Here is a 22,885-nt window from a genome sequence, read left to right as displayed (position 1 = left end):
GCGCGCGTCGCGGCGAGCCACCGGCGCCGGGGCGTCGGGTCCGAGGCGCCGGGGCCTCTCAGCAGTAGACGTCGACGACGCGCACGGGCGTCTCGCGGATCATCGGGGTCGACGTGACGTCGAGCTCGGGGGCGTCGACCCCTTCCGCGCGGAAGCGCACCGACACCTCGTCGGATGCCCCTGCCGCGAGAGCCACCCCGATCGTGACGACCGTGCGCCCGTCGTAGCGGCCGATCTCGAGGTCGTCGATCGCGATCCGCGCCGCGCCCTGGCGCACGCCGTCGACCGCGAACCCGGGCGGGGCGACGACGTCGACGCGCGTGACGGTCGTGCCCTCGGGCAGCTCGGCGTGCTGCAGCGCCTCGGGGAGGCCCTCGGCAGGCACGGACGACACGAGCGACGCCGTCACGGTGATGGCCGTCTCGTCGGCCTGGCAGCGGTCGGCGGCGACCTCGACCGTCGCATCCAGCCGCGCGTCGAGCTTGAGACCCGTGAGGTCGTTGAACGCGACGGCCACGTCGCTCTCGCGCACCTCGTTCTCGAGCTCGCCGGCCAGCCCCGTCCTCTCCACGAGCCGCTGCTCGGCGTCGTCGGCCGACCAGATCGAGAAGCGGCCCTGCTGCGCCGATTCCGCGAGGGCGGCGACGAGGGGCGGGAGCGGTGCCTGGCCGTTGACGACGGCGAGGAAGATCGACGAGCTCGCCCCCGCGTAGAAGGCGTCGTGCTCGAACGGGTCCGGATAGCGCTCGTAGACGTCCCACAGCAGCGTCTCGGCCGCGTTCTCGGACGTGAGCTCCGTGCCATCCGACAGGGTCACGGGGCCCGTCGCCGCGAGCAGGTTCCCGAGGGCGACGGGGTCGAACGACAGCACGCCGTCGACGGCGTCGCCCGTGACCTGCTGCCAGCGGGTCGCGACGACCTGCGCCGTGGTCGCGAAGTCGAAGGCCATCGCGGCGTGGTCGACGCTCGTCGCGGCCCCCTGCCCGAAGAGCGCGACGGTCTCGCCGTCGACGGCCTCGATCTCGTCATCGGCGGGCTCCCGCAGCTCGGCGGCGTCGACCGCCGGCGCGATCTCGATGCGGCCGCCGTCCACCGTGAGCTCCGCGAACGCCGTGAGGGCGCCGCCGTGCGTGCGCAGCTCGGCGTTGTTGGGGAAGACGAGCACGTAGCGCCGCTCCCCCTCCGCGCCGAGCGCGGCCGGCAGCACGTCGGCCGCCGTCGCGAGCCCGTCGACGATGTCGCCCACGCGGGCGAGCTGGTCGCGCAGCTGGGTGACGGGAGCGGCCACGGGACCGATGAGAGCCGAGGTGTCGATGCCGTCGAGCACCTCGCGCGCGGCGTCGATCGTCGCGTCAGCGCCGCGCACGGAGGGGGCTGTCGCCGCGAGCGCCGCGAGGTCGATCCGCCCGTCGACGGGGCGGAACGCCTCGATGTCGATGCCCGCGGCCTCCGCGACCGCTCCCTCCGCCACGGCGACCGCCAGATCGGCGGTCGCCGAGACGGCGCGGAGATTGGGCCCGGCGAGCGGGATGCGCTCGGCGGCGCGCCACAGGTCGTTGTCGACCGAGTCGGCGGCATCGCGCGTGTGCCGGAGGAAGGCGTCGAGGTCGTCGTCGAGCGCCTCCCGGTCGTCGGAGACGATGTCGGCCTGGATGTCGGCGACGAGCGGCATGGCGCGCTGCAGCGCCGCCCGCGCGATCGAGGGGCGACGAGGGCGTTCACGACGTCGACGCGGGGTCGCCGTCGCGCGCGGACGCGTTGCCGGCCACGGCGGGCTCCGCGGCGGCCGGCGCCGCGGGGGCCGGCTCCGCGGCAGGGGTCGGCGCGGCGGGTGTCGCGCCAGGGGGCCGTCGCCTCGCCTGGTCGGCGCGGCGGATGCGCGACGCCCACGCCTGGGCGGGCCGCTCCACCGCCCAGTACGTCGCCGACGCGGCCGCGACCGTCAGCAGCGCGACGACGACGACGTTCTGCGCCGCGCCGAGCGGGGTCTCGCCCGCGAACCAGCCGAGACGGGTGACGATGATGAGCACGGGATAGTGCCAGAGGTACGCGCTCAGCGAGATGACGCCGAGGTAGTGCAGGGGCTGCACGTCGAAGGCGCGCGCGAGTCGGGAGACCCCGCCGGCGTGCGTCGGCAGGAGCAGGAACAGCACGAGCGCCGCAGAGAAGAGCCCGAACGCCGCGCTGATGAACCGCGGCGCCGTGGCCATGCACACCGCCGTCAGCGCGAGGCCGGCGAGGCCGACGAAGACGCACAGCAGACGCAGCGGCAGGCGTCCGACGCGGATGTCGACCCCCGATTTGACGGCGAGGAAGAGGACCACGGCGATCATGCCGAGCCCGAAGTTGTCGCTCCAGACGAGCAGGCTGCGGCTGAAGACCCCGAGCGGGTTGTCGCCCCACTCCGCCTCGAGGATGCCCATGCCGGATGCCTTCTCGATCACGAGGCCGACGACGCGGGCGACGACGCCGATCGCGAGGAGCGCGATCGCGGGCAGGAGCGCGGCTGTGAAGCGGCCGACGCCGCGCCGCACGACGAGCCAGGCGGCGCCCGCCGCCAGAAGCGGCAGCAGCGCGTAGAACGTGAGCTCGACGGTGAGCGTCCACGAGGGGTTGAGCCCCGTCTGCAGCTCGCTCGGCAGGTAGTTCTGCAGCACGGTCATGTGCAGGAGCACCCGCAGCGGGTCGTGGATGCCGCCCGTGCCGGCGTCGGAGTAGTGCTCGAGCGACAGCGTCGCGTTGCTCACGTAGACCGCCGACAGCAGGACGGCGGACAGGAGGAAGATCGCGAGGTAGCCCGGGTACACGCGCAGCAGGCGCGAGGTGACGTACACCTTCAGCGACGGCTGAGGGCGGTCGCGCAGCAGCGCCGCGGCGAAGGGCCAGTAGATGAGGAACCCCGACATGACGAAGAAGACGACGATCGCCTGCCCGAAGATGTCGAAGCGCACCGTCGAGAGCACGACGGGGTTGAGGGCTCCCATGACGTGCACCGTGATGACGCACAGCAGGAGGATGCCGCGGAGGCCGTCGAGGCCGACGAGGCGGTCGGTGTTCCGGGCAGCGGTGGCGCTCATGTCGGCTGCTCCTCTCGGATGGCGGGGGTGGTGATCGGGGCGGGGATCGCGGCGCGCGCGGGGAGCGTCGCGACGACGTCCTGCGCACGCTGGACGAACACGAGGAAGAAGGCGAAGGCGGCCGTCACGGGCGGGATGGTGATGACCGGGAAGTCGAGCTGCAGCGCGACGGCGGTGAAGCCGATGAATCCGGCGCCGACGAAGCCGGCCTGCGGGTCGTGGCTGCGGAGCTGCCGGACCGACGCCACCAGGCCGTAGACCAGCACGGCGCAGAAGGCGAGGCCGACGAGCAGGCCGCCGCGGTACACGGCGAGGAGCGGGGCGTTGGCGACGTGGTTCACGCTGATGCCGACCGCTCCGTCGCGGAACTCGATGCGTCCCCAGCCGAGCCCGAAGAGCCACGCCCCCTCCATGTGCTTGGGGAAGTCGCGCAGCGCGTCGGAACGCGCCGACGAGCCGACGTCGCCCGCGCCGAAGGAGTCGAAGATGCGGTCCTGCACGCTCGGAACGGCGAGGAGCACGGCGGCGCCCGCGGCCGCGAGCATCACGAGCCCCGCTTTGGGCCCGAACCTGTCGCGCTGGAAGAGGATGTACACGGCGAAGGCGACGACGACCGCGCCCAGCGCCGCCCGGCTGAGCGTGAGGACGAGAGCCGCGACGAGGACGCCGGCGACCAGGATGCGCGCGGCGCCCGTGTACAGCGCGAGCGCGAGGATGAACGCGACGAAGAGGAAGATGCCGCCCGCGTTCGGATCGACGTAGGTGCCGGTCATGCGCACCGTCATTGTGCCCCCGTCGACGACGTAGCGGAGGTTGTCCTCGCCGCTCGTGCCGTATCCGAGGAACGAGAGCATCGCGAGGCTGGACCCGCTGCGGTCGAAGAGGAGGAGGGCGAGGCCGTACGCGCCCGCGAGCACCGAGCCCACGACGTAGGCGCGCCCCATCGTGCGCAGGGCATCCGGCTGCAGACGCAGGGCCGAGACGGTCGTCGACGTCGCGATGAGCCACTTCGCGAACTCCGTCACGTCGTACTGCGTCGACAGCGTGATGACGAGCGACAGCGCGGAGAAGACGACGAGGCCGAGCACGAGCCAGTCCATGGGCAGCAGCCGCGCGGAGCGGCCGGCGGGCAGCTGCACGACGGCGGTCACGCCGATGAGCAGCCCCATCATCAGCACGAGCGGCAGCGGCGATGACGGCAGCACGCCGAACGGCACGGCCGCGAGCAGGAACGCATACGCCGTCATGATCCACAGCGGACGGCGCAGCGCGACCCAGATGCCGAGCGGAAGGCCCGTCAGGAGCAGCGCCGCGAGCCGCACGAGCTCGTTCGCGTCGCTCGCGAGCGCCGCGCCGAGCACGGGGGCGAGGAGCGCCAGCAGCAGGATGACGGCCCTCATGAGGCGAGCCACTCCTCGATGCGCCGGTGGGGCACGCGCTCCTCCCAGCGCGAGCGGTTGACCTCGTAGAGGCGGTCGCTCTCGCGCACGGCCGCGTCGCGGTCGAGCAGGAACCGCCGGCAGCTCTGCACGAACTGCTCCCGGTCGTCGGCGACGGGGATGCCGAAGATGTCGGTGTGCGATCCGAGCGCGGCGGCGGTGCCGACGACGGGGAGCCCGCGGCTCGCCGACTCGAGCAGCTTGACGCGCACGCCGCCGCCCGTGAGCACGGGTGCGACGAGCGCTCGCGCCGACTCGAGCACGGCGTCGAGGTCGTCGGCGAAGCCGATGTCGGTCATGCCCTCGGGAAGGGCCCGGGGGCCGTCGCCCGCGCGGCGCCTGCCCACGACGACGAGCTCGGCGCCGGGGATGCCCCGTGCGATGTCGGGCCACCACTGCGCGATGAGCTCGAACGCCTCGTGGTTCGGCGGCCACGTGCGGTCGCCCAGGAACACGAGCCGCGTGCCGGTCGCCGCGACGGGCGCCTGCGCCGCGGGCGGCAGCGTCAGGTCGAGCCACGAGACCCGCGGGACCCCTCGCGACCGGTACATCTCGGCCTCGTCGCTGTCGTACACGCCCACCGAGACGGCAGCGCGCGCCGTGCGCACCTCGTCGGCGAGGATGCGCACGGCCTCGAGGCGCCCCGGCAGGCCGCGGATCTCGCGGAAGATGAGCGACTCGGAGTTGACGGTGTTGAGGTAGAGCGGGGTGCGCCCGCGGTGCGACGAGCGCAGGAACGACTCCGTCATGTAGTTGTGCTCGGCGACGAAGAGGTCGGGGTCGCGCCGCTCGATCTCGGCGCGCAGGGCAGGCACGTCGAATCGCTCGTGCACGGTGCTGCGGCGGTTCAGCAGGCTGCGCGCGACGAGCCGCGACGCCGAGACGGGGGGCTTGGAGATCCGGGTGACGTCGGCGTCGGGCGAGGGCTCCGGCCGCCGTGAGAGCGCGATCGAGTCGACCGACATCGACTCGCGCGCGATCCGCATGACGAGCCGCGACAGCGCGATGTCTCCGCCGTGGTCGACTGTGGGGTCCTTCGCGAGCAGGAAGGTGGCGCGTCTCACTGCGGGGTCCTCTCGGAGGGCGGGGCGGGGGCGTCCGCTGGAGGGTCGAGGTCGAGGTCGGCGGGGATGGGCGGGGTGCCGGCGACGACGGGCTCGACGGGAGGGGCGAAGACGACCGGTTCCGCATCGGGCGCAGCAGCGCGCGCCGGCGTCCACGCTCGGACGACGCGCAGGTACCAGACGACGAGGACGATCTCGGCGACGACGCAGGCGACGGCCGCGCCGATCGCCCCCGCCTCCGCGAGCAGGGCGACGAGCCCGAGCTTCACGGCCGCGGCCGTCCAGCCCGCGGCGACGCGATGGCCGTCCCGGTGCTGCACGTACAGGATCGTGGTGAGGATGAGCGCGAGCGCGTGCAGGGCGACGAACAGTCCCATGATGATCAGCACGACGCCGAGACCCGCCCACGGGTTCGGGACGACGACGAGCACGAGCCCGAGGAGGCTCGTGCCGCCCCCGAGGCCGAGGGCGACGATCGCGATCACCCGGGCGCTGGGCCCCGCCTTCGGGTCCCCTCCCGCCTCGCGCAGGCGCTCGTGGTAGGTCTGCACGAACATCTGCGCCACCGTCGTCGCCGCGAGGGCGAGGACGGAGGCGAGGGAGAAGACGCCGGCGATCTCCTCTGTCGTGAGGAGGCCCAGGAGCAGGATGTCGCCCTGCAGGTACACGGCGAGCGCCCCGGCGTCGAGCCACAGCAGTCCCATCTCGCGCGCGCGTCCGGGCACGGCGGGCCGGGCGCCCCGCGCGGTCCACAGGGCGAGGGCGCACACGACGAGGTAGGGGGTCGCGTAGAGGAGCATCGCGAGCGCCAGGGAGGCGCCGGGGACGAGCACGAGGTAGCCGCCCGCCACGAGGATCGACGCCGCCTGCCGGGCGGCGTCGCGCCGCATGACGACATGGGGATGCCCCTCGCGGAGGCTGCGGCTCTTGAGGGCGTTGAAGGAGATCTCTCCGCCCGCGATGAAGAGCGCGAACCCGGCGGACGGCGACAGCGCGAAGACGGCGGCGCCCGCGGCGAAGAGGCCTCCGCCGACGAGGGCGCGCGTGATCCGCTCGGCGCGGAACCGCCCGTCGTCGACGCGCAGCGCCCGGACGAGGAAGATGTTGTCGACGGGCGCGGCGATGATCGCCGAGACGGCGTAGGCCATCGCGTAGACGCCGTAGTCGCCGATGCCGAGCTGCGCGATGAGCAGCAGCGTCCACAGCAGCCCGATGACGCGGCCGAAGACGACCCACCCCGATGCAAGGCCGGCGCGTAGCAGGTGCGGGTTCCGCAGCAGGGCGAGGAGCTTCACGAGCTCCTCCAGTGCGCGAGGTAGCCGTCGACCACCCGCTCGGCGGATCGCGACGTGCGCAGCGCGCAGGCGCCGGCCGCGAGCGCCGCGAGCCGCTCGTCGTCGTCGACGAGGTCGTTCGCCGCTCGCGCGAGGTCGGCGCCGTCTCCGTCGACGACGACGGCGCAGCCATCCGCCTCGAGCTCGCGGAGCGAGCCCTGCGCCCGCGCGATGACGGGCGTGCCGTAGGCGATGGCGCGCGACACCGTGCTGGCGGCCGGCATCGCCTCGACGCCGTAGATGCGTCGCGCGACGTACGGCACGACGAGCGCGCGGATCGAGGTGAAGAACGCGTCCTCGTCTGCGCCGTTCACCTCGCCCAGCACCTCGACGCCGTCGATGGCCGGCAGCTGCTCGGTGCCGCGCCCCGCGACCCGGATCGCGATGGAGGGGTCGAGATGCGCGCGCAGCTCCGCGAGGCTGTCGAAGCCCTTGCCGCGGTACACGTAGCCGAACAGCCCCACGGCGCGGGGCCGCTCCGCGACGGGCGTCGCCTCGTCGCGCTCGGGCACGAACAGCGACGAGGCCCGCACCTCCGAGCGCGTCATGAGACCGCGCAGGTGATCGGCGCCCGTGCGGCTCAGGGCAAACAGGGTGCGTCCCGCGTTGACGCGGCGCTCGAGCCGCGCCGTGAGCCCCTTGATCGGATAGTGGATGCCGTGGCTCAGCAGCCGTCGCGACGCCACGAACCGCGTGCGGAACGGCCACCACACGGCGAGGGGAGGATCGTGCACGGTCGAGGTGACGGTGACGCCGTCGAGCCCGTACGGACCCCAGAACGGCAGCATCTCGCCGCCGGACTGCTCGGTGTGCACGATGACGGGCCCCGCGGCCTCCGCGACGATGCCGCGCACCTGGCGGCGGCCCGCACGCAGGCCGCGCACGGTGTCGGTGCCGGGACCGTCCGTGCGGATCTCGACCACGCGGCCGACATGCGGGCGGACGACGTCGATGAACTCGTCGGCGTAGTCGCCCACGCCGCTGCGACCCGAGCGGGGGGCGATGTAGACGAGCGTCGCGGAGGAGAGGTCCATCAGAAGAACGGCGGGCGGTAGCTGGGGCTGTACGCGAGCTTCGACTCGCGCTGCGCGCGGACCTTCGCGGGCACGCCCGCGGCGATCTCCATCTCCCCGATGTCGGACGTCACGAGCGACTGCGCGCCCACGACGGCGCCGCGGCCGATCGTCACGTCGGGAAGCACCGTCACGCGGCTCGCGATCCAGGCGTGGTCGCCGATGACGATGGGCTTGAGGGAGTAGTCGAAGGTGTCGGAGTGCGGGTCGTGGCTCCCGGTGATGAAGTGCACGTCGCTCGCGATGACGACGGAGTCTCCGATCGTGAGCCCGCCGCGCGCGTCGAGCAGGCAGCGGAAGGCGATCACGACGTCGTCGCCGATGTCGATGCGGTCGATGCCGAGCACGGTGGTTCCGCGGAAGATCCCGGAGCGCTTTCCGATCTTCGCGCCGAACAGGCGCAGCGTTCCGAGGCGCAGGGCGTGGCCGGGCAGATGCGTGATGAAGAAGTTGAAGAAGACGACGCCGAGCCTGTCCCAGATGCGGCGGGCCGTGGACGGCGCGTACTGCGGGTCGATCTCTTGCACGGGCTGATCCGTTCTCGCGGGGGCGGTCAGAAGAACTTGGGGCGGTAGACGGGGCGGTACGAAAGGTTCGACCGCCGGTCGGCGATGTGCTTCGCGGGGATGCCGGCGGCGATCGTGCGCTCCGGCACGTCCTTTCGCACGAGGGAGCACGCGCCGATGACGGCGCCGCGGCCGATGTCCACGTTGGCGAGCACCATCGAGCGGCTCGCGATCCAGGCGTGATCGCCCACCGTGATGGGCGCGAGGATGTACGAGAAGTCGTCCGAGTTCGGAAGGTGGTGCCCGGCGATGAAGTGGACGTCGCTGGCGATCACGACGGAGTCGCCGATCGTCAGCCCGCCGCGGGCGTCGAGCAGGCAGCGGAAGCCGATCACGCTCGCGTCGCCGATGTCGATCCCCGTGATCCCCAGCACGGTGGTCCCCCGGAAGATCGCGCTGTCCTTCCCGATGCGCGCTCCCCACAGGCGCAGCATCGCCTGTCGGAACCGGTGCGAGGGGACGTGCGTGAAGACGAAGTTGTAGAGCACCTCGCCGAAGTGCACCCACACGGCGTGCAGCTTGGTCCGCACCTTGTTCATGCCTTCTCCCTGATCGGTTCGATGGGCGTGGGGGTCGACGCGAGCCCGGCGTCGCGGGTCGCGACGCCGACGACGGCGACGCCGCGCAGCGTGCCGGCCGGCGCGAGTGCGCGGACGGCGGCCTCGAGCGCACCTCGCGTCGTGCGCCCGACGCGCGCGACGAGCACGACGTCGGAGACGTGACGGGCGAGCTCGCGCGTCGATGCGCGGTCGAGGACGGCTCCGCCGTCCACGACGACCTCGTCGTGATCGAGCGCCGCCTGCTCCAGGACGGCGGCCAGCACCTCGGCGTCGAGGAACGCGGCGGCGCCGGCGGGGAGCCGGCCCGTCGTGAGGGTGCGGACGGCGGAGCTCTCCCGCCAGGGGCGGACGGCGGTCTCGAGGGGCTGCTCCCCCGTGACGACCTCGACGAGCCCGCCAGACCCAGGATCGCCCGCCTCCGGCGTGGAGCGCCGGAGATCGGCGTCGACGAGGAGCGACGAGGCCCCCGCACGCGCGGCGGCCAGCACGAGGCCGGCCGCGACGGTCGACGCGCCCTGCCCCCGCTCGACACCGAGCACGAGCGTGACGCGACGGGCGGGCCCGGGGGCGGCGTAGCGCGCGGCCCAGCGCAGCGCGTCGACGCCGCCCGCGACGGGGTCGTCTCCATCGCCAGCGGCGTCGACGGGATCGCGGCGGCGGACGGCGGGGAGGATGCCCAGCACGGGCGCTCCGGAGGCCCGGCGGACGTCGGCGACCGAGCGGATGCGCCCGTCGAAGCTCTCGAGGAGCAGCAGCGCGCCGAGACCCAGCAGGCCGCCCGCGAGGGCTCCCTGGCCGAGCGAGGGCCACAGCAGCGGATAGGCCGCCGCCGACGGCACCGTCGGCTCGCGGATGACGACGACGGAGAGGGCGCTGCCCTCGCCCGTCATGGCGGACTCGAGCTGCAGCTCGATGACGTCGGCGAGCTGCTGCGCGACGGCGCCGGCGATCTCGGGAGCCTCGGTGTTGAAGGGGCTCGACGCCGTGATCTCGATCATCATCGCGTCGACGAGCGGGGTCGCGACGACGCGCTCCGCGAGCTCGTCGGGAGTCGTGTCGAGGTCGAGCTCGTTGACGACGGCCTGCAGCACCACGGGGGTCGACACGATCTCCGCGTAGCTGAGCAGCCGCTGCTGCGCGTAGATCGACACCGCCAGCTCTCCGAGCGGCGTCTCCGCGCCCTGGACCGTGAAGGCGACGGTCGCGTGCGCGTCGAAGCGCGGCGTCGAGAGCGCTGCGGTCGCGAAGCCGCCGAGCGTTCCGAGCAGGAGGAAGACGGGCAGCACCCAGGCGCGTCGGCGCACGGCACCGAGGGCGTGCAGGATGCGCGCCATCATGTCGCCGTCACCTCCGCCACGACGCGCCGCAGCTCGTCGGCGAAGCGCGCCTCCGAGAAGCGCTCGCCCGTGGCGAGGATGGCCCTCTCGTCCCAGTCGCGCTCCTCCAGCTCGTCGATCGCCCGTGCGATGAGGCCGGGCTGCGGCTCATCGAAGTAGACCCCGGTCTCGCCCTCGCACACGGTGTCGAGGAACCCGCCCCAGCGCAGCACGGCGCTCGGCCGTCCGAAGGCGGCGGCCTCGATGGGCGTCAGTCCGAAGTCCTCGTAGCTCGCCGCGACGACGCCGCGGCTGACGGCGTAGAGCCAGCGCAGCTGCGCGTCGGAGAGGTCCTTGACCATCCGGACGTTCGCGGGCGCCAGGGCGCGCAGGCGTGCTTCCTCCGGGCCGCGGCCGACGACGACCAGCCGCCGGTCGGGCATGCGGGCGAACGCCTCGATGACGCGGTCGACGTTCTTGTACGGCAGCAGCCGCGACACGCACAGGTACGCGCCCGGTTCGATGCCGTCCACCGGCTCGAGCGCTCCCGCCGCGTCGGTGGAGTGGGGGGCGGGGACGATCCGCGCGTCGCGCGCATAGGCGTCGCGGATGCGGCCCTGCACGACGGTCGAGATCGCGAGATAGCGGTCGGCGGTCGCGGCGGCGCGGCGATCCCATGTGCGCAGGGCGCCGCCGGCCAGCGAGAGGACGGCGCGCTTGAGCCTCCCCGAGTCGCCCAGATACGCGTCGGTCTGGTACAGCCAGCGCGCCGGCGAATAGCAGTAGACGATCTTCCGCCCCGTCGTCGGGAAGCCGTGAGCCCATCCGCTGCTGCTCGCGAGCACGACGTCGGCAGGGACGCGCAGCCGGCTCGCCGCGAACGGCAGCGCCAGCAGGGCGCTGCGGTGGTCGCGGCGGAGCCTGCCGATGCGGTTGAGCGGCGAGACGCGCACGTCGAGCTCGCGGAACTCGGGAAAGGTCCCCGCGGGGTCGTAGAGCGTCGTGTAGATGGGCGCCCCGGGGAACGCCCTCGCCATCGACAGCACGACCCGCTCGGCGCCGCCGCGCTGGGTGAGGTAGTCGTGGGCGATCGCGATTCGCGGCTCCGCGGGCATGTCGTCGCTCAGCTCTCGCGGGAGCTCGCGCCCTCGTACGCGTACCCGTACGACCCGTAGGCGTCGGGGCCGCGCGTGGCGAGCATGTTAACGACGATGCCGAAGATGTGCGCCCGGATGCTCTCGAGGTTGTGGAGCGCGTGCGTCAGCTGCGTCGTGCGCGTGCGGCCGACGGCGCACACGACGAGCGCGCCGTCGGCGACCTTGCTGAGCACGGCGGCGTCGGTGACGGGCAGGAGCGGGGGCGCGTCGATGACGATCTGGTCGAACTCGCCGCGCAGCTCGGTCAGGAGATCCTCGAGAGCCTTCGAGCTCAGCAGCTCGCTCGGGTTGGGAGGCCGCGTGCCGGCCGCGAGCACCGCGAGCGAGTCGGACTCGCCCCACGGCTGCAGCACGTCGGCGAGCTCGGCCGAGCCGACGAGAACGTCGCTGAGGCCCACGCCGCCCTCGATCCCGAGGTAGTCGGCGGTCTTGGGGCGGCGCAGATCGGCGTCGACGAGCAGCGTCAGCTTGCCGGCCTCGGCGAGCGCGATCGCGAGGTTCGCCGCCGTGGTCGTCTTCCCCTCGCCCGGGAGGGCGGAGGTCACGACGACGACGCGGTTGTCGGCGCCCAGGCTCGCGAACTGGAGGTTCGTGCGCAGGGAGCGGAAGGCCTCCGCGCGCGGGGCGAAGGCGTCGGCGTGCACGATGAGGGGCTGCTTGGCGGCCTCGGTGTCGAAGGTCATCCCGGCGAGGATGGGCACGTCGGTGTGGCTCGTGACGTCGCGCTCGCTGTGGATGCGCGTGTCGAGCGTCTGACGGGCGAAGCCCACGGCGAGACCCGCCACGAGGCCGATCACGCCGCCGACGACGAGGTAGAGCGGGATGGAAGGCGCCGACGGCGACTCCGGCGCGACGGCGCGTTTGACGAGCGCGAGGTTGACGAGGCTGTCCTCGTCGCCGACCTGGCTCTCGAGCTCGTCGACGACGACCGTGCGGAGGTTGTCGGCGACGGCGTTGGCGAGCTCCGCCGCGCGCTCGGGCGAGGCGTCCTCCGCCGTGATCTCGATGAGCACGGTGTCCGGCAGCACCCGGGCGGAGATCGCTCCCGCGAGCTCCTCGGCCGTCGTGTCGAGCTCGAGCTGCTCGATCACGGGGTCGAGCACGACGGGATCCGTCGCCACCGTGACGTACGACTGCATCCGCGCCTGGGTGTAGCTCGATCCCTGGAACGCCTCGACCGCCGACCCCACGGTCTGGGTCGCGACGAACAGCCGGGACGAGGCCTGGTACTGCGGCGTCGCCACGAGGGCGAGCCCCAGCGCGGCGGCGAGACCGAGGAGGACGGCGATCGTGATCGTGATCCACCGCCGTCGCAGGGTGTCGACGAATTCGCGCAGCTCCATCGGGTCAGGCCACCTCTTCCGAGAGTCGTCAGATCCGAGGGCGCACACGCGCGGGCTGGGTGCCCGGGCACATGCGGTGGACCCTCGAGAACGACCACGGGGGAGACGGTCGCGGCTCGAACACTACCGCACGGTTCGACCGGTATTTCGACCGCGGAGTTTCACGAAGGTTTCGGCGAGCAGGGCGACCTCCCCGTCGATGCGATCCGCGGCGTCCCGGTACCCGGGCCGTTCCCCGCCGAACGGGTCGGCGATCTCTATCGCGGCGGCATCCGGCGAGGGGGCGACCGCGCCCCGGCGCCGGGCGGCGGCTTCCGTCATACGACGCAACACCTCGGCGTCGCCGCCGCCCGGATGCCACTGCGCCGGCGGCCGCTCCGCGAGCGACGCCACCAGGTGCGCGTACTCGGGAAGCGTGAAGGCGCGGCGCACGAGCCGCGGTGCGCGGCGCACCGCGGCCGTTCGCTGGCCGCGCGTCATCGTCAGCACGAGGTCGACCTGCGCGAGCACGACGTCGTCGAGCCCGCGGGGCGGGGCGTCGTCGATCGCTCCGCCGAGCCGTTCGATCTCCTCGCGTACCGCGCCCGGTTGCGACACGCCCGAGGCGGGTCTCGTGCCGGCGCTCTCGACGATCAGCGAGCCGGCGTCGACGACGGCGCCCAGGCGGTGTGCGAGCAGGCTCTCCGCGATGCGCGATCGGCACAGATTGCCGGTGCAGAGGAGCAGAACGCGGAAGGGGCCGGCCGGGCCCTCCGCCTGCGAGCGGCGCAGCCGTTCGACGATCGAGGAGAGGGGCACCGGCTGATATTACGGTATCGTCCGGCGGGGGCGCTTCTCGCGCCCGCTTCCCCGATGCCGTCGCCGTCATCACGCCCCGACTCCCCGAAGGGACCGCCATGACCTCTGCTCGACGTGCCCGCATCGCCGTCACCGGCGCCGGAGGGTTCGTCGGCCGGCACGTGGTCGAGGTGGCGAGGGCGCAGGGTCACGAGGCGGTCGCGATCGTGCGCTCCGAACGGTCCGGCTCCGCTCTCGACGGCGTCGCGGACGAGGTCGTGATCGCCGACCTGGCCGCGGGATGGCCCGACGTCGGCGCCGATGCGATCATCCACCTCGCGGGGCACGCGGCCGTCGGGGAGTCGTTCGACCATCCGCAGCGGTACATCGCCGACACCAGCGCGATGATGACGGCTCTGAGCGAATCGCTGCTCGCCACCCCGGAGACGCAGCGGCCGCGCTGCGTCATCGTCTCGACGGGCGCCGTCTACGCATCGCCCGTCGACGACACCCCCCTCGACGAGGAGGCGCCGATCGCGCCGTCGTCGCCGTACGTCGTGAGCAAGATGCTCCTCGAGTTCCAGGCCGAGCACTATCGCCGCCGCGGACTCGACATGGTGGTGGCCCGCCCGTTCAACCACATCGGCCCCCGTCAGCGCAGCGGATTCCTCGTCCCCGATCTCATCGCCTCCCTGCAGGCACTGGCCGAGGGGCAGCAGCTGCGGGTGGGCAACCTCGACACGCGTCGCGACTACTCCGACGTGAGGGATGTCGCGGCCGCGTACCTCATGCTCGCGCTCGCGCCGCGCCTCTCGCGCGCCGTCTACAACGTCTGCTCGGGCGTCTCGCGCTCGGGGCGGGAGATCCTCGCGCTCGTGTGCGCCGCGCTCGACCGCCCCGTGCCGCCGTTGCGGCTCGACTCCACCCGCATCCGCGCCACGGATCCGGCCGTGATCCGCGGCTCGGCCGACGCCATCCGCGATGAGCTCGGCTGGACACCGCGCGTTCCGCTCACGCAGACCCTCTCCGACCTCGTCGAGGCGTGGGAGACGGAGGCAGGGCCCGGCCGCTAGGCTCGTGCCGACCGGCCGACGACGCCCCGCTCCCCCGTCCAGAAGGAGCCCGATGCGCCGACTCACCCGCCTCACCGCCGCCGGCGCCCTGCTCGCCCTGCTCACCGCGTCGGGATGCGCCGCCGAACGGCCATCCGCCCTCCAGCTGCTCGACGGGGTCGCGGTGTACGACGCCGACGCGGCGCAGGTGCGCGTCGCGACGCCGACCGACGGTGTGACCTACTCGCTGTCGGACGCGGAAGGCGGCACGGCGGCGTCGGGTGAGGCCCCCGCCCACGACGGCGTCGCGGTCATCGACCTCTCCGAGGCGGGGCCGGGCTACTTCACTCTCACCGCGGAGGACGGCACAGGCTCCCTCACCTCGAGCCTCGGCATCGTCGCGGACCTCGACGCCGCTCCGTCGCCCCGCTTCGGGACCACCGCGCACCCCTCGCTGCACGAGGGGGTCGACCAGACGGCCGCCGCCGTCGCGGTCGGGGCCGCCACGGTGCGCGTCGACTGGCGGTGGGAGGACGCGATCGAGGCGGAGGGGCGCCTGACGCCGGGCGACGATGTGGAGGCCGAGATCGCCCGCCTGCAGGCGCGGGGCATCACGCCGAACCTCGTGTTCGCCTACTACGGCGAGTGCGACGACGGCCGCACGCCGTCCACGCCGGAGTGCATCCAGGAGTACGTCGACTTCGTCGTGGAGGCGGCGCGCCACTACGGCACGGGTGTCGAGTACGGCGTGTACAACGAGTTCAACGCGACGACGACCACGAGCGCCTGCGGGACGACGGCGGCGTGCTACCTCGAGATCCTCGAGCCCACGGCCGCCGCGGTCCGCGCGGCGGTCCCCGGCGCCGTCGTGACGGGCCCCGCGCTCGGGGCGACCGACGGATGGTGGGACGTGGGAGGGGCCGCCCGGGTGTGGTTCCAGGAGTTCGCGGACCTCGGGGGTCTCGCGCTCGTCGACCGGGTCACCGTGCACGCGTACTCGCTGACGACTCCGCCCGAGGGCAAGCAGGAGGCGGTCGTGCAGGCCGTGCGCGAGATCATGGCCGCCGCGGGCGTCGAGCGGCCGGTGGTGATGGAGGAGACGGGGTACACGACGACGGCGTCCGGCCTGCCGGAGGACGCTCAGGCGGCGTTCCTCGTCCGGGACGCACTGCTCGTGCTCGCGGCGGGCGCGGAGCGCTACATGTACTACAACCTCGTCGACAACTGGGATCGACCGGAGGGCGGGGAGGCGAACTTCGGGATGTTCCGTCATGAGGACATCGCCCAGGGGACCCTCACGCCGAAGCCGGCCGGCATCGCGCACGCGGTGCTCGCGCGCCTCGTCGGCGCCGACTCCCTCGTCGCCGTCGAGACGACGGCGGACCCCGATCTGCACGTCGTGCGCATCGACCAGCCCGACGGCTCGCAGGATCGGGTCGTGTGGTCGGTCGAGCGCGGGCACGTGGTCTCGGCAGCGGCGTCGACCGCGCTCGACATGTTCGGCAGCCCCCTGTCGGCCGACCTCGACGCCGTCGAGGTGGGCGGCACCCCGGTGATCCTGCAGGATTGCGGACCCGTCTCGCTCGCCGGGTAGCGATATATTCCTCAACTCGCATAGCAAAGCCACAGGCTTCTCCGACGAAACATTCCCGACCTCGGATACTGGTATCTTCTGGCCAGAGTCGTCGCCCCCGAGACGACCTGACCCGGACCCCCGTCCGAGATCGGACCCCCCGATGTCCCGACCATCCCCCCTGCGCCGGATGCCCGTCCTCGCCCTCGCGGCCGCACTCATCGCCGCCGTGCTCGTGCCGTTCTCGGCGGCGCCCGCCGATGCGGCGAGCGCGCCGCGGATCACCGACCCGGTGACGATGTACGACGCGTCCTGGGTCGTGGTGACGTTCGCGTCGGCGTCCACCACCGTGACGTACTCGGCGGAGGACGAGAACGGCGTCGTCGCCGGCTCGGGGAGCGGCTGGGCGTACGGCGGGAAGGGCACGCTCGATCTCACGGCGCTCGGACCGGGGTACTACGACCTCACGATCACGGATGCCGCGGGCTCGACGACCACGAGCATCGGGATCGTCTCGCAGCTGAAGGCATCGACCGACACCTCGCGCTTCGGCATCACGGCGCATCCCGACATCCACGCGGCTTCGGTCGACCAGACGGCCGCCGCCGACGCCGTGGGGGTCGCGACCGTGCGCGTCGACTGGCGCTGGGAGACCGCGACGGTCACCCGCTCGGGCGTCACGCAGGACGCGAAGGTGACGAGCGAGGTCGACCGCCTGCTCGCCGCAGGCATCCGCCCCGTGCTCGTGCTCGCGTACTACGGATCGTGCGACGGCGGGAAGACGCCGTCGTCGCGTGCATGCATCGCCGCGTACGCCGACTTCGCCGCCAAGACCGCGCGGCTCTACGGCACGCGCGTCGACTACGCCGTCTACAACGAGCCGAACGCCGAGACGAACACGAGCACGTGCGGGAAGACGCCCGCCTGCTACATCGCGCTCCTGAAGCCCGCCTCCCAGGCCATCAAGGCCGCCGTGCCCCGTGCGACCGTGACGGGGCCCGCGGTGGGCGCCGCCGACGGATGGTGGGACGAGGGCGGCCAGGCGCGCACGTGGTTCGCGGAGTTCGCGGCGCTCGGCGGCCTCGCCTACGTCGACCAGGTCACCATCCACGCGTACACGCTCGCATCGACGCCCGAGGGCAAGGGCGAGAACGCCGTCCGCGTGGCGAAGGAGATCATGGCGAAGGCGGGCCGCGATCTCCCGCTCGTCGTCGAGGAGGCCGGCTACACCACGGCGGCCGGTGGGCTGCCGGAGCACGCTGCCGGCGCCTTCCTCGTCCGCGACGCCGCCCTCGTCCTGGCCGCGGGAGCGACGCGGTACATGCCGTACAACCTCATCGACGCGTGGAACGCGCCCGACAACGCCGCGGCGAACTTCGGCCTCTTCCATCACGAGGACGTCGCCTCGGGGTCGGTGTCGCCCAAGCACGCCGCCGTCACGATGGCCGTGCTGTCGCGGTTCGTGCAGAACGGCGTGCTCACGGTCGAGGAGACGGGGAACGACGACGTGCACTCCGTGAAGGTGACGTGGCCCGACGGCCGCGTCGGCCGCATCGTATGGGCGGTCGCGCAGGCGCACGCGATCGCCGTCGCCGACGGCGGCACCGTCACGGTGAAGGACGTCTACGGAGACGAGGCGTCGGCGACCGCCGTCGCGAACCTCACCGTGCTCGCGGTCGGCGGCCATCCCGTGTATCTCACGGGCACCGCGGCCGGCACCCTCCAGGTGCTGCAGTGACCCGATCGTAGGATGGGGGCATGCCTTCCCTCGACGTCGTCGTGCCCGTCTACGGCGGCTGGGAGCACGTCGAGCCCTGCCTCCGCGCGCTCGCGGCGCAGACCGTCGACGTCACCGTCATCGTCGTCGACGACCACTCCCCCGACGACACCGCCGATCGCATCGCGGCGGCCTTCCCCGAGCTGACGCTGCTGCGCAACACGCGCAACCGCGGCTTCGCGCACACCGCGAACCGCGGCATGGCGCATGGCGACGCGCCGTTCGTGATGCTCGTGAACAGCGACGTCGTCGCCGAGCCGACGCTCGCGGCGCAGGTGCTCGCGGCGTTCGACGAGGGAGGGGACGGGGTCGGGAGCGTCGCGCCGCTGCTCCTGCGTCCGGACGGCCGCATCGACTCCCTCGGGATCACGGCCGACGCGACGGCGGCGGGCTTCGTGCGCTACCACGGGGCGTCGCGCGCCTACCCGGAGACCCCGCCGCTTCTGGGACCCTACGGCGCGGCGGCCGCGTACCGGCGGCGCGCGCTCGGCGAGGTGGGTCTGCTCGACGAGGGCATCTTCATGTACGGCGAGGAGCTCGACCTCGCGTTCCGCCTCCGCGCGGCCGGATGGCGGGCGGTCGGCCTCGACGAGCCGGGCGGCGTGCACATCGGCGGCGCGTCGGCAGGCGAGGGCTCTCCGCGGCAGCGCTACCTGGCCGGGTTCGGGCGCGGCTACCTGCTGCGGGCGTGGGGCGTCCTGCGCACGCGCCGCGCCGCCCGCGCCCTGCTCGTGGAGGCGATCGTGTGCCTGCGCCGTCTCCTCCTCCACCGCGACGTGAAGTCGCTCACGGGGCGCATCGCCGGATGGCGCGCCGCGCGCCGCGAGGTGCGACCCGACTTCCCGCTCGATGCGGTCGATCCGTCGATCGGCCTCATGCTGTCGCTCCGGATGCGCGCGGAGTCGTACTGGGAGCGAGGCTGATGCGCCCCGCGCGGGCGCTGCGCGACTCGCCAGTGCGGATGTACCCGGCGGGGCGCCGTGGCGGCGGCGCTCGCCCGCGCGGCGCCGCTCGCCCGTGCGGCGGCGCTCGCCAGTGCGGCGGCGCTCGCCAGTGCGGCGGCGCTCGCCCGTGCGGATGTCCCGATGTGCGCGCTCACACTCACTCCCCAGTGCGGATGTACCCGGCGGGACGACACCCCCACGCCACTCGCCAGTGCGGATGTCGCGATGTGCGCGCTCACATCCACTCGCCAGTGCGGATGTCCCGGGCGGGACGACGCTGATGTCGCTCGCCCGAAGGCTGCTGAGCTTCTCGACGATCCCGGCGGTGTCGGCGCTCGTCCCCTTCCTCATCCTCCCGATCGTCGCCAGGGTCGGCGACGACGCCTGGGTGGGAGTCGCCGTCGGGCAGTCGGTGGGCGGGTTCTGCGCCCTCGTCGTCGGGCTCGGCCTCAACATCGTCGGGCCGACCCTCGTCGCGTCCGCGCCCGCATCCGAACGCGCCGACCTGTTCGCGACGGGCACGCGGGCGCGACTCCTCGCCAGCGCGCCGGCCGCCGCGATCGCCGCGGTCGCCGCCGCATTGCTCGCCCCCGCGACGCAGACGGCGACGGCGGCCGTCATGGCCGTCGCGATCGCGCTCGGCGGGCTCTCCGCGAGCTGGTACCTCGTCGGCGTCGGGCGCCCGCTGCCGCTCATCGCGTACGAGCTCGCGCCGCGCGCCCTCGCGACCGCAGCGGGAGGCGTCGTCATCCTGCTGGGCGGCGAGGTGCTGTGGTACCCCGCGCTGCTTCTCGCGGCGATCCTGGGTGGTCTGGGAGCGTTCGCCGTCTCCGTGGTCCGCCCCGGCCGGCTGCTGGGCGGCGGATGGCGCGGCTCGCTCGCGTTCGCCCGCGTCCACCTTCCCGCGGCGGCGACGGAGACCGTGAGCGGCGCCTACACATCGCTCGCCGTCACGCTCGTGACCGCGGGGACGACGACGGCCCAAGCCGCGGGATACGTCTCCGGCGACAAGCTGTTCCGGATGGGGCAGACCGTCATCGGCGCGCAGGGCAACGCCTTGCAGGGGTGGGTCGTGGAAGACGGGATGGCCCTTCTCGGAGGGCGGGCGCGGCGCGCGCTCGTCATGCATGCCGTCCTCGGCATACTCGGCTTCGCCGCGTTCGCACTGCTCGGCCCCTGGCTCACGTCCGTGCTCTTCGCCGACCAGGCGATGGATGAGGCCACCGCCATCCTGTTCGGCGTCGCCGTGCTGTGCATCTCGCTCACGACCTCGCTCGGCCGCCACGCTCTCGTTCCGCTCGGCCGCACCAAGGCCGTATTCGCGAGCGTCGTCGCGGGCGCTGTCGTGGGCGTGCCCACGACGCTCGTGCTCTCGGCGCTGTGGGGGTCGGTCGGCGGTGCGGCGGGGCTCGCATCCGCCGAGCTCGTCGTCCTCCTCGTGCAGATCGCGCTGCTGGTCGGCGCCCGGAAGAAGGCGGCGTGATGCGCATCCTCGTCGTGGTCCTCAACTGGAACGGCATCGCCGACACGGAGGAGTGCCTCGACGCGCTCTCGCGGCAGACGCAGCCGCACGACGTGCTCGTCGTCGACAACGGCTCGGGCCCCGACGACGTGCGGCGGCTGCGGGCGCGCGAGGGCGCGATGCGGCTGCGGCTCGAGCCGGAGAACCTCGGCTTCGCGGGCGGCGTGAACGTCGGCATCCGCCTCGCGCAGCACGAGGGCTACGACGCCGTCGCGCTCCTCAACAACGACGCGCTGCCAGAGCCCGGATGGCTCGCCGCGCTCGCGGCCACGCTGGAGGACGAGGATGCGTCGATCGCGACGGGCCTCCTCGTGCGTCGCTCCGACGACGCAGCTGTCGCCGGCACGATCGACACCGCGGGTGACGGGCTGAGCGTGTGGGGCATGCCTTACCCACAGCACCGCGGTGAGCCGCGCGAGGCTGCGCCGACGGCCGGCGAGGTCTTCTCCGCGAGCGGCGGGGCTTCGCTGTACCGCGTCGAGGTGTTCGACGCGATCGGGCTCTTCGACGAGATGTTCTTCGCGTACTTCGAGGACATCGACGTCGGATTCCGCGCACGCCTGGCGGGGTACCGCATCGTCTACACGCCGGACGCCGTCGCTCACCACCGCATCGGGGCGACGAGCGGGCGCATCCCGGGGTTCACCGTGCATCAGTCGTTCCAGAACCTGCCGCTGCTGCTCGTGAAGAACGTGCCGGCGGGTCTCCGCCGCGTCGTGTGGCCGCGGTTCGCCCTGCTGTTCACCCTGATGCTCGGGAAGGCCGTCGCGACGGGATCGGGAGTGCACGCCATCCGTGGGGTGGCCGACGCCGTCCGTCGGCTGCCGCACGCGGTGCGCGAGCGGCGCCGCATCCAGGCCACGGTCGTCGCCGACGTCGCGCCGCTGCTCCTGCGCGATCTGCCGCCCGAGCAGCACGGCATGCGACGGCTCCTGCGCGTTTTCCGTCGCTGACAGCGTGAGGGTGCGCCGACGGCGCGGCCGGCTTGACGGTGCCCGTCGCCCCGCGGGCCGGCGTTCGCCCCGCCGCCGTGCGTTCCCCCGTCGGCGTTCGCCCCGTCCCGTCGGCGTTCGCCCCTTCGCCGTCCGCGTTCACCAGTGCGGATGTCGACGGCGCCGCCACTCGCCAGTGCGGATGTCAGGCAAAACACCCCTTCACACCGACATCCGCACTGACGAACGACGCGACGATCCCCGACACGACAATCGCCCGGACACGGGACGTCCTCCCGTCCACACGGCGACGATCCCGGCGTGTGGCGGATGGTGCCTGTGCAAAACGACTCGCGGAGGAGCCGACCTCCCGCATCGTGGGGCCATGCGCGAACTACCTCCGATACCCGCCGCACTCGGCGACGCCTTCTCCGTCGCGGACGCGATCGCCGCGGGGGTGCCGCGCCAGCGGCTGCTCGCCGGCGACCTCGAACGCCCGTTCAGAGGCGCCCGCGTCCGCGAGGGCGCCATCCTCATCGGAGCGCCCGAACCGGTCGCCGGCCGCGCGCCATCCGATGCACAGCTCGAGGTGGTCGACGCGCTGAGGCGCATGCACTCCCTCGCGCCAGTGATGCCAGAGCGGGCCTTCTTCCTCGGCCCCTCCGCCGCCCTGGGGTGGAACACGCCGCTGCCCGCCGCTCTGCATGGCGTGCTCTACGTCGGCACGCTCCACCCCGGAACGCCGATGCGACGGGACGGACTCCGCAGCGTGCAGATCATGCCCCACCTCGTCGACGTCACCGAGCACGACGGATTCCGGCTCACCACGCCGGCCTCGACGTGGGCAACGCTCGCGCCGTTCCTCAGCGTCCGCGACCTCGTCGTCGTCGGCGACCACATGGTGCGGCTCGAACGCATCCCCGGGACGAGTCGGCTCCGGCGCCCGCCGCTCGCGAGCATCGATGAGCTCGCGGCAGCGGCGGCGGCTGGTCGACGCGTCGGCGTCGGCAAGCTCCTCGATGCCCTCCCTCACGTGAGAACCGGCTCCGCGTCGCGACCCGAGACCGTCACGAGGCTCATCCTCCTCGACGCAGGGCTACCCGAACCCGAGCTGAACGCCGACATCTTCGATGAGGATGGCGAGCTCGTCGCGTGCGGCGACCTCGTCTACCGGCGCGCCCGGGTGGTCGTCGAGTTCGAGGGAGACGGCCACCGCGAGCGCGCGCAGTTCCTCCGCGACATCGATCGGTATCAACGGCTGACGGAGATCGGTTGGGACCGAGTGCGACTCACCGGCCATCACGTCTTCAGGCAGCCCGCCGAGGTCGTGCGCAGGGTGAGCGACGCACTGCTCCGCGCGGGCATGCACTTCTGACCGA

At 73.1% G+C, this 22,885-nt stretch carries 19 protein-coding genes; 7 read left to right on the top strand and 12 right to left on the bottom strand.

Annotated features, from left to right (window positions below; all coding sequences use genetic code 11):
- Window positions 1-58: 58 nt before the first annotated feature.
- The 12 genes from ABD998_RS11400 to ABD998_RS11345 all read right to left on the bottom strand — a co-directional run bounded on the left by ABD998_RS11400 (window position 59) and on the right by ABD998_RS11345 (window position 13,727).
- Window positions 59-1,672 carry a DUF4012 domain-containing protein gene (locus ABD998_RS11400; RefSeq protein ID WP_345439206.1) on the bottom strand — a complete coding sequence of 538 codons (1,614 nt, stop codon included), beginning with the start codon at window positions 1,670-1,672 and terminating at the stop codon, window positions 59-61.
- 46 nt (window positions 1,673-1,718) lie between these two features.
- Window positions 1,719-3,077: an acyltransferase family protein gene (locus tag ABD998_RS11395; protein ID WP_345439204.1), complete on the bottom strand. Its 1,359-nt coding sequence runs from the start codon at window positions 3,075-3,077 to the stop codon at window positions 1,719-1,721.
- The gene (locus tag ABD998_RS11390) at window positions 3,074-4,477 is read right to left on the bottom strand and encodes an O-antigen ligase family protein (protein ID WP_345439202.1); all 1,404 of its coding nucleotides are present in this window, start codon (window positions 4,475-4,477) and stop codon (window positions 3,074-3,076) included. The genes ABD998_RS11395 and ABD998_RS11390 overlap by 4 nt, the downstream gene beginning before the upstream one ends.
- Window positions 4,474-5,580, bottom strand: coding sequence for a glycosyltransferase (locus ABD998_RS11385; protein WP_345439200.1), 1,107 nt, complete (start codon window positions 5,578-5,580; stop codon window positions 4,474-4,476). The genes ABD998_RS11390 and ABD998_RS11385 overlap by 4 nt, the downstream gene beginning before the upstream one ends.
- The gene (locus ABD998_RS11380) at window positions 5,577-6,875 is read right to left on the bottom strand and encodes a lipopolysaccharide biosynthesis protein (RefSeq protein WP_345439198.1); all 1,299 of its coding nucleotides are present in this window, start codon (window positions 6,873-6,875) and stop codon (window positions 5,577-5,579) included. Before ABD998_RS11380 ends, ABD998_RS11385 begins: the two co-directional genes overlap by 4 nt.
- On the bottom strand, window positions 6,872-7,948 hold the full coding sequence (locus ABD998_RS11375; protein WP_345439196.1) for a glycosyltransferase: 1,077 nt from the start codon (window positions 7,946-7,948) through the stop codon (window positions 6,872-6,874). The genes ABD998_RS11380 and ABD998_RS11375 overlap by 4 nt, the downstream gene beginning before the upstream one ends.
- Window positions 7,948-8,514: an acyltransferase gene (locus ABD998_RS11370; protein WP_345439194.1), complete on the bottom strand. Its 567-nt coding sequence runs from the start codon at window positions 8,512-8,514 to the stop codon at window positions 7,948-7,950. The genes ABD998_RS11375 and ABD998_RS11370 overlap by 1 nt, the downstream gene beginning before the upstream one ends.
- Before the next feature lie 26 nt (window positions 8,515-8,540).
- Entirely contained in the window at window positions 8,541-9,092 is a 552-nt protein-coding gene (locus ABD998_RS11365) for an acyltransferase (protein WP_345439192.1), read from the bottom strand.
- Entirely contained in the window at window positions 9,089-10,450 is a 1,362-nt protein-coding gene (locus ABD998_RS11360) for a hypothetical protein (protein WP_345439190.1), read from the bottom strand. Before ABD998_RS11360 ends, ABD998_RS11365 begins: the two co-directional genes overlap by 4 nt.
- Complete coding sequence (locus tag ABD998_RS11355) at window positions 10,447-11,544, bottom strand: glycosyltransferase (protein ID WP_345439188.1); 1,098 nt, start codon at window positions 11,542-11,544, stop codon at window positions 10,447-10,449. Before ABD998_RS11355 ends, ABD998_RS11360 begins: the two co-directional genes overlap by 4 nt.
- Before the next feature lie 8 nt (window positions 11,545-11,552).
- Window positions 11,553-12,929 (bottom strand): tyrosine-protein kinase domain-containing protein, encoded by a 1,377-nt coding sequence (locus tag ABD998_RS11350; RefSeq protein ID WP_345439186.1) that lies wholly within the window; start codon window positions 12,927-12,929, stop codon window positions 11,553-11,555.
- 123 nt (window positions 12,930-13,052) lie between these two features.
- Window positions 13,053-13,727 (bottom strand): arsenate reductase/protein-tyrosine-phosphatase family protein, encoded by a 675-nt coding sequence (locus tag ABD998_RS11345; RefSeq protein WP_345439184.1) that lies wholly within the window; start codon window positions 13,725-13,727, stop codon window positions 13,053-13,055.
- A 98-nt stretch (window positions 13,728-13,825) separates the two neighbouring features.
- Between ABD998_RS11345 and ABD998_RS11340 the strand changes: the two genes are divergently transcribed.
- The 7 genes from ABD998_RS11340 to ABD998_RS11310 all read left to right on the top strand — a co-directional run bounded on the left by ABD998_RS11340 (window position 13,826) and on the right by ABD998_RS11310 (window position 22,881).
- Window positions 13,826-14,779, top strand: a complete 954-nt coding sequence (locus tag ABD998_RS11340) for an NAD-dependent epimerase/dehydratase family protein (protein WP_345439182.1) — start codon at window positions 13,826-13,828, stop codon at window positions 14,777-14,779.
- Window positions 14,780-14,831: 52 nt separating this feature from the next.
- Window positions 14,832-16,352, top strand: coding sequence for a glycoside hydrolase 5 family protein (locus ABD998_RS11335; protein ID WP_345439180.1), 1,521 nt, complete (start codon window positions 14,832-14,834; stop codon window positions 16,350-16,352).
- 169 nt (window positions 16,353-16,521) lie between these two features.
- Window positions 16,522-18,069 (top strand): hypothetical protein, encoded by a 1,548-nt coding sequence (locus ABD998_RS11330; protein ID WP_345439178.1) that lies wholly within the window; start codon window positions 16,522-16,524, stop codon window positions 18,067-18,069.
- A 20-nt stretch (window positions 18,070-18,089) separates the two neighbouring features.
- On the top strand, window positions 18,090-19,031 hold the full coding sequence (locus ABD998_RS11325; RefSeq protein WP_345439176.1) for a glycosyltransferase family 2 protein: 942 nt from the start codon (window positions 18,090-18,092) through the stop codon (window positions 19,029-19,031).
- Between the two features lie 301 nt (window positions 19,032-19,332).
- Complete coding sequence (locus ABD998_RS11320) at window positions 19,333-20,535, top strand: polysaccharide biosynthesis protein (RefSeq protein ID WP_345439174.1); 1,203 nt, start codon at window positions 19,333-19,335, stop codon at window positions 20,533-20,535.
- Window positions 20,535-21,527 carry a glycosyltransferase family 2 protein gene (locus tag ABD998_RS11315; RefSeq protein WP_345439869.1) on the top strand — a complete coding sequence of 331 codons (993 nt, stop codon included), beginning with the start codon at window positions 20,535-20,537 and terminating at the stop codon, window positions 21,525-21,527. The genes ABD998_RS11320 and ABD998_RS11315 overlap by 1 nt, the downstream gene beginning before the upstream one ends.
- A 364-nt stretch (window positions 21,528-21,891) precedes the next feature.
- Window positions 21,892-22,881 carry an endonuclease domain-containing protein gene (locus ABD998_RS11310; protein WP_345439172.1) on the top strand — a complete coding sequence of 330 codons (990 nt, stop codon included), beginning with the start codon at window positions 21,892-21,894 and terminating at the stop codon, window positions 22,879-22,881.
- Window positions 22,882-22,885 lie beyond the last annotated feature (4 nt).

It is taken from the genome of Microbacterium gilvum (genome assembly GCF_039543865.1).
Taxonomy (GTDB): domain Bacteria; phylum Actinomycetota; class Actinomycetes; order Actinomycetales; family Microbacteriaceae; genus Microbacterium; species Microbacterium gilvum.
Note: the sequence above shows the minus strand (reverse complement) of the source record. Positions and strands in the feature narration are given on the sequence as shown.